This window comes from Micromonospora sicca, from assembly GCF_003172935.1.
GTDB lineage: Bacteria > Actinomycetota > Actinomycetes > Mycobacteriales > Micromonosporaceae > Micromonospora > Micromonospora sicca.
This window is the reverse complement of sequence record NZ_QGKS01000471.1, coordinates 1-6,931: the sequence shown is the minus strand read 5'-3', so window position 1 is coordinate 6,931 and position 6,931 is coordinate 1. Positions and strand designations below refer to the sequence as shown.

At 66.7% G+C, this 6,931-nt stretch carries 5 protein-coding genes, 1 pseudogene and 1 other annotated feature; of the genes and pseudogenes, 1 reads left to right on the top strand and 5 read right to left on the bottom strand.

What is annotated here, in order from left to right; genetic code table 11:
* The 3 genes and pseudogenes from DKT69_RS34655 to DKT69_RS34645 all read right to left on the bottom strand — a co-directional run.
* A pseudogene (locus tag DKT69_RS34655) lies at nt 1–182 on the bottom strand (hypothetical protein); the annotation flags it as partial.
* Nucleotides 90–221: a sequence feature (AL1L pseudoknot), on the bottom strand. It overlaps the preceding pseudogene by 93 nt.
* Nucleotides 179–496 (bottom strand): transposase, encoded by a 318-nt coding sequence (locus DKT69_RS34650; RefSeq protein ID WP_109805600.1) that lies wholly within the window; start codon nt 494–496, stop codon nt 179–181. It overlaps the preceding feature by 43 nt. The pseudogene DKT69_RS34655 and the gene DKT69_RS34650, both read right to left, overlap by 4 nt.
* Nucleotides 468–1,589, bottom strand: a complete 1,122-nt coding sequence (locus tag DKT69_RS34645; protein WP_161558010.1) for an IS4 family transposase — start codon at nt 1,587–1,589, stop codon at nt 468–470. Before DKT69_RS34645 ends, DKT69_RS34650 begins: the two co-directional genes overlap by 29 nt.
* 38 nt (nt 1,590–1,627) lie before the next feature.
* Between DKT69_RS34645 and DKT69_RS40430 the strand changes: the two genes are divergently transcribed.
* Complete coding sequence (locus DKT69_RS40430; RefSeq protein WP_236648554.1) at nt 1,628–2,269, top strand: transposase; 642 nt, start codon at nt 1,628–1,630, stop codon at nt 2,267–2,269.
* Here the strand turns inward: DKT69_RS40430 and DKT69_RS34635 are convergent.
* Both DKT69_RS34635 and DKT69_RS38020 read right to left on the bottom strand, forming a co-directional pair.
* The gene (locus DKT69_RS34635; RefSeq protein WP_146231291.1) at nt 2,210–5,785 is read right to left on the bottom strand and encodes a hypothetical protein; all 3,576 of its coding nucleotides are present in this window, start codon (nt 5,783–5,785) and stop codon (nt 2,210–2,212) included. The genes DKT69_RS40430 and DKT69_RS34635 overlap by 60 nt on opposite strands.
* A gap of 592 nt (nt 5,786–6,377) precedes the next feature.
* Nucleotides 6,378–6,833, bottom strand: a complete 456-nt coding sequence (locus DKT69_RS38020; protein ID WP_146231290.1) for a hypothetical protein — start codon at nt 6,831–6,833, stop codon at nt 6,378–6,380.
* Nucleotides 6,834–6,931 lie beyond the last annotated feature (98 nt).

Here is a 6,931-nt window from a genome sequence, read left to right as displayed (position 1 = left end):
GCGTGGATCCGCTCGATCACCGCGGTCAGCTCCTCATCGCGTCGCGAGCGGGCGCTGGCGGGACGGGTCTTGGCGGCGTAGTAGGTCGACGGTGCGATCTGTGCCGGCGTGTCTTCGAGCGCCTGCAAGACCGGCTGGACACCGTGTCGCTCCCGCTGGGAGTCGACGAACTCGACCTTCATCGCGACGGACGGTCCAACTCCGCCGCAAAGAAAGACGCCGCGGACTTCAGAATCTGGTTCGCCCGCCGCAGCTCACGCACCTCCCGTTCCAACGCGGCGAGGCGTTCCGCGTCGCTGCTGGTGGTGCCCGGACGCTCCCCGGCGTCGGTCTCGGCCTTCTTCACCCACGTGCGCAACGCCTCCGGATGAACCCCGAGCTGACCGGCGATCCGCCGGATCGCTCCGACCGCGGACGCCGGATCCCGACGGGCCTCGACCGCCAACCGGGTCGCGCGCTCACGCAGCTCATCGTTGTACTTCTTCGGTGCGGGCATCGCTGGTGTTCCTCCCAGGTTTCGATGTCTCCATCAAACCCGGTGCGCGACATTCGGCGTAGAGCGCGGCGATCTGGTCGGCGGGGTAGCGGCGCTGGTCGAGCAGGGTGGTCAGTACCCGGTACCGGCTGGTCTTGACCGGTCGGCCGGCGCGGTCGCGGCTGGTCACGGTGAACTCGACCAGCCGGGCGAGGACCGGTTGCAGCCGGGTCAGGCTCTTGTCACCGCCGGTTTTACGGCGCCGGGCGAGCATCGCATCGGACTCGTGCAGCATCACCCACGCGGAGGCGTCGGGCAGTGTCTGGTCCAGGCGGGCAGGCAGGCTCCGGGCACCGTTCTTGACCCGCCACACCAGGTGCGCCCCGGTCGCGGCCGCCCGCACCCAGCGGTCCATCGAGAAGAACCCCCGGTCGGCCAGGTTGATCGTGTCCGGCCGTAGCTGGTCGACCAGCCGGTCCGCGAGGACCTGTTCACTGACGCCCGAGGAATCGATGCGGGCCGCGAGCAGCCACCGGTTGCCGCAGGCCACCAAAGCGACCATCCGCGCCTGCGGGAACCGGCCCTTCGACGGGGTGGTGAACCCGGCCCGCATCTGCGCGGTGTCGGCCAGGTCGAACACCGTGCCATCGATCGCGGTCACCAACAGCCCGAACACGTACGACTGCGTCCCCGCCGGCGGCATATCGGCCGCGGCGGCCAGGAACAGGTGTTCCCACACCGTGGCCGGCACCCGAGCGCGGGCCTTGGACACCGCCGACCCGCTCGGTGTGCCTTCCACCCTCACCCGCGGGATCCGCTCGGTCACCCGAGCGGTCACCACACCCACACTCTCCCGCCGGAACAGGCACAACCCGAGCACGATCATCGCGGTGACCGCGCCGGTCAACACCCGCCGCCGACCATCGACATGCCCGGCCTGCGCCTGCGCCCGCCCGATCAGCTCTGGACCCACCAGCACCGGCCACAACCGGCCGGTCACCCGCTCATCCAGCCCGCCGAACCCGGCCGGACCGGCTATCACCGCCGCCCGCAACTGCTCCCGCTGATCAGCAGGCTGCACCACGCCTGCCGGCACCATGGCAGAATCCACCACCGAAGCTCCTGGTTGGAACATGCCGATCTCGTCAATCCATGTCCTATCAGGAGCTTCTTCACGTTCCGCACCCGACCCGCACCCCAACCGAAAACCGGACTATTGATCACCAAACGGCCTTGAGTTTTGGTCAGTGGTACCTGCGCTCGTGGGGGCTGTCGCCGCAGAAGCCAATCCGCAGGGCGTACGAGCAGAATCACGAGGCGGTCGCCCGCTGGCTGGAGGTGGAGTACCCGGCGATTGAGGCGAAGGCGCGCAAGAACACGGCGGTCATCTTGTGGCTGGACCAAACCGGACTACGCTCGGACGCCCCGGTGGGCACCACCTGGGCACCGGTCGGGCAGACCCCAGTGGTGGGCAAGACCGGTAAACGCTTCGGAGTCAACGTGATAGCCGCGATCAGCAACAAGGGCGAGCTGTACTTCACCTGCTTCACCGGCTCGTTCACCGGGCCGGTGTTCCTGGCGTTCCTGGACCGCCTCGTGCGCCACCTGGACCGGAAGATCCACCTCATCGTCAACGGCAGGGCTCGCCTTGCCGGAGTCCTGCAGGCGCAGTACCAGGTCACGGATTGCTGTGTCGACCGGTGGCCGGCACCTGATTTACGAGCCCCACAGGCATTATTTGTCGTGGCTACTCGGATCGATCGGCCCTGGCGCTGGCGGCTGGGCGAGGTCTAGGACGCTCGGGAGGGCATCTAGCGTGGCGAACGGCACCTGCGGGGCGGGGACATAGGCCGCGGGCACGGGTGTCGGCGTGAGCATCAACGCGATCACTTGCCATGGGCCTTGATCATCGAAGGGGATGCCTTCTGATGCGAGCAGTTTTTCGATCTGGTCGTTGATCTCGGTGGTTTTGGTGAGCAGCTTGGCGATGTAGTTCTTGCCGCGTGGCTGCCGGTAGTTTGTCCAGCGCGGATGGGTGGACGCTGGGACGCCGTGAAAGTCGATGATGTCGTAGAGGATCCTGTTCGCGTCGATAGCTACGTTGCCGGCTTTTGCTTCGATCACCCAGACGCGCTCACGTGCCGTGTCGATGACGAGCAGGTCGATTTCTCCGGTGATCTGGATCCCGCGGCGGGCAGCTTTTTCCGGCTTCAGGCTGCGGATGACATGGCGTCCCGGACCTGCTGCTGCCTCCTCGCCGGCGAACTCGAACAGTCGCTGTTGTTGCCGCGCCCACTCGGCGAAGGCTTTCTTCACCTTGTCCGTCATGCCGGGCCATGGCGGTCTCGCCGCGTTGATGTAGGCGACGATGAGCCGGGCGGCTGCGCTGACCCGCCGTGGCATGACGATTACGGTGTCGGTCGTTGCCAGGTCCGGGAGTAGTGGCTTTACCGACAGGCGGGCACCGCGGTCCTCGATGCGTCCGATGCTCAACCCGTCGTGTCGAACCGCGTCGGGTGTGAGCGTGAGGAGGCGTATCGCCCGTCGTACCGCGGCGGGATCGAGTCCGGACCATTCGCAGACCCATTCGGTAAGCGCTGTTACGGATACCGTTGCTACCTCGTTGGTGGTTGGCCAGTCCCCGACTACGGCGAGCACCGCGATGATCTCGTCGCAACTGGTGCCGAGTTCGGCGTGCAGCGCCTGGTCGGCGGCGAGTGCCGCGGTGGCGGTCTGCCACCGCGGCGAACCGGTAGGGGTGGTATCTCGCCACTCGGTCATGACGGCGGTCCAGGACGTATACGGCCATGTGTCTGCGTCGTCGCGTTCGGCCGTCGCCAGTTGGTCGGCCGGACTCAGGAGGTCCGCAGCGATGCGACGATCATGGTGGCGCCGCACGTCGGTGGCGAATTGCGCTGCCTGGAACGGCACTGATCGGCCGGATGGATCGTCGTCGGCGGTGTTGTTGCGGACGCCGGCGTCGAGGTGGGCTTGTGCGCTGGCGAGTTCGAGGAGCACGCCGCCAAGGTTGAGAAGGATGCCCCAGTCGCGGTGGTCCATGCGCCGTTGACCACCGGGGGCGGCGCCAAGGATTGCTTCGGCGAGCAGGTCGGCCACTCGGACTGTCACGGTGTTGTTGCTGGTGGCCGTGTCAAGGTCCGGCAGTTCGTCCCAGCCGACCGCTTGTCGCAGGATGCGGTCGTGGTCCGCTCTGGTCCGGTTCGCCCAGACACGCTCGATGGCTGTTGCGGCGATCGGCAGGATGGACGCGGAGTCGTAGTCCGCGATGCGCTCCTGGATAAGGTCGGTCGCGGCGGGAATCATGACCTGTTCGCGTACCTCGGCTGCATTGGTGAGATCTACGGCAGCGGCAGCGGCAGCGGCGGATCCCGCGGCCCGCGAGATCACGTCCCGCAGGGCCCGTGCCTTTCCGGCCTCGCTGACCCGTGCCGCGATTCCTTTGGGCGGTGACTGCGCTGGTCCATCAGTCCGTACGAACATCGAGGTCGTGTGCAGCGACGCCCATCCGGCGAGGAACGCGTCGCCGGCAGACCGCGCCGCCGGCTTCGTCTCGACCTCGCCCAGCACGTTGATCACTTGATTGGCGGAACTTGCGGCCGTCGCCGTGGCGAACGCTCCGATGAGCCTGCACCACAGCGCTTCGCCGATCTGACGGTGAACGGAAGCGGGGTCCGCCTGCTGGAGCATGGGGATGACAAAGCCGATGACCATCTCGTCGTCGGACGAAGCGGCCAGCTTGATGCCGTCACCGGCCAGTCGCGGGAGCGAAAGGAAGGTCACCCGCATCGGCTGCGGGATCGCGGCCTTCCATGCCCTCCAGGCGTCGGCGCGTACACCGTCGACCGCCTCGGCGAGCAGAGTGAGTCCGCCTCGGATGGCGTTCTCCAGAATCATCATCCAGGTACGCTCGTCGACACTGTCGCCGTTGATCTGTATGGCCAGCGATGGTTCGACGCTCACGGTGACATGACGGTACGGCGTTGTCGCACCGACCGTGACACAGCCGTTGATCAACGATGAGGCGAACGGCCACTCCCGCAATCCCGGAAGACCGAGACGGCGCAGAACGAACTCGTGTCCGTTGGTGCCGCCGCGCGCTGCCCACCTCGCTGCCGGACCGATTGGATCGTCCTCGGAGTCGGTGCCGTCGTGTCCGAGGACGCCGTCGCGTCGGAAGGCGTCCCAGAGGCCTACTGCTTGTGCACCGTAGACGCGTCGAGGACCGGGCAGTGCGGCAACCTCATCGAGGAACGCCCAGAACTCCTCGTAGTCGTCCATGATGCCGGCGGCCATCCGGCACCAGTCGTTCAGCCCCAGCACCACGGCGCCGTGGCGCGATTCTGGTCGTGGCTTCCACGGCCCGTCCACGAGGACTATCCGTCGCACCACCACGTCGGCGGCCACCCATAGATCGCAATCCGCCGCAGGTTGCAGCGGACTGTCGACACTGGTGATCGCCGCAATTGCTTCCGGTTGCGCCTCGACCGTCACCAGCGCTCCGGGCTGGACCCAGCGGAGTCGGCGTTTTGCGCGGTCGACCTCGCGCGCGGTCATCTGCGGGTCGGTGCCGGCCACGACCTGAACGGCATAGAGGCGTCGAGCAGCCGGATACAGCACGCACGTGAGCCGACCGGACCGGCCCGTCTGGATGGGCCCGACGACGTTCGTCGCCAAACCCCTCGTGCTCTCCAAGAACCGGAACTCGGCCTCGGCTTTGAGAAGATCCGCCAGCGGCTCCTCGTCCGCCGCGCGGGGCAGCTCGCGTGCGAGGGCCAGCAGGCGGTCGGCGGTCACCTGCAGGCCGTCGAGTGCGAGCCCTGCCGGCGCCGGGAGCAAACCTGCATCCGTGCGGATCACGAGCGCGCCATCGAGCAGCCAGTTCCCGTGCACGAGGTCCTCGGCGTCTCGAACACACCAGTCGACAGCTCGGGCGAGCCGACCGATCCGCTCGGGATCGGCGTTGTCTCGAAGCCACTCGGGTACGCCATCGACCTGCTGTGCTGCGAGCAGATGGTCGATGTACCGCCGGGACGCGTCCAATTCGTCGGGGCCGACGACGCCGTCCCCGGCGGGGGCAAACTCGGTGGCGGCCCAGATGGAGCCGAGGTAGTGAAACTGCTGCGCCATGCACTGCAACGCGATGAACGCGATGTCATCGATGCCGAATCCCAGTGGCGCGACAAGCCGGTCGTCGGCCACCTGTGCGTAGCGTCGGACCTGGTCGATGATCTGCTCCGGGTCATGCGACCGGCCGGGATGAATCGGCCACAGCACCCGGTCCCACAGCACGTGGACATGCACCCCTGGCGAGAGCGGGACTAGCTCCTCGTATTCCGCGAGGACCGGAACGCGTACGCGAAGGGAGTTCATCCAACCCGGAAGGTCGGTCCCGGCGACGGGCTGGTCGCCTCCCGCTCGGACTGCCATGGCCTGTGCCAACAGCAGCGATGTACTCGGCAGCCTGCTTATCGTCGACGGCGAGGAACACGCGCTGTAGAGCAGCGCGAGGCACCCCAGGTGCTCATGCCGCCGTATCGCCCGTCGCGCCGCCTCGACAAGCGCCGCCTCTGCGGACGGCTGATCCCGTCGCCGTACATCCATCGAGCCGTCCGATCCAACACCAAGTCCACACCGGTCAGGCCGGCCACCGCCTCACGCGGCGCGCGTGAAGATCGCCCTTCGCCAATCAGTGTGACGGATCGCCCGTTCGATTAGATGAGCGGCGCGTTGTGACGTCAAGCTGGCGGCGCTGTTGCGTTGCCGGTTCGGTGGGCGGATTGAACCCGGTATCGGGCTCGGGGTCAGACCGCTCGGGCGACTTGGTCGTCGGCGCGGATGACAGCAAGCTGGCACCACCACGTCCGCTGCCGAATATGGCCGTCTACGACGCATCAGTGTTCACTGTCTCAATCCAGATTGCGCTGAGCAGTTGAGCAGACGGTGACTGGTCAACCGTGTTGCTGACACTCGGGTCGATGCTCGCGATGCTGGATGCGAGGCCGGTCAGTGCATCTTCAGCTTCTACTTCCGCGCAGAGTTCGATTAGGGCGGCGGAGAGATTCGACGGACACGCATCGACTGGCCAGGACAGGATCGCATCGCGTATCGCCAACGGTGGCATGGAGCGCTCCGGCGGTGTGGCCCAAGACGGATTTCGGATGCACGCCCGAACCTGCTCATACGAGGCTGCAAGCAGTTCTTGAAGCGGGCGCCACACGCGTTCACGGATGTTGGTGTCGGCGAGCGGCATACCTAGGGCTGTCGCGACTACAGAGTCAATCAGGTGGTCCTGCACCGGCAGGGCAGTGCCCAATGCCGCGTAGCCTAAGTTGATCATGGAGTTTGGTGGCTGAGCTTGTAGAGCCGGATCGTGGCGGGTCTGTCGTGGCGGACGCCGCCTGGTTCGTCGGGTTTCTTGACGCGGTACTGGTTGTG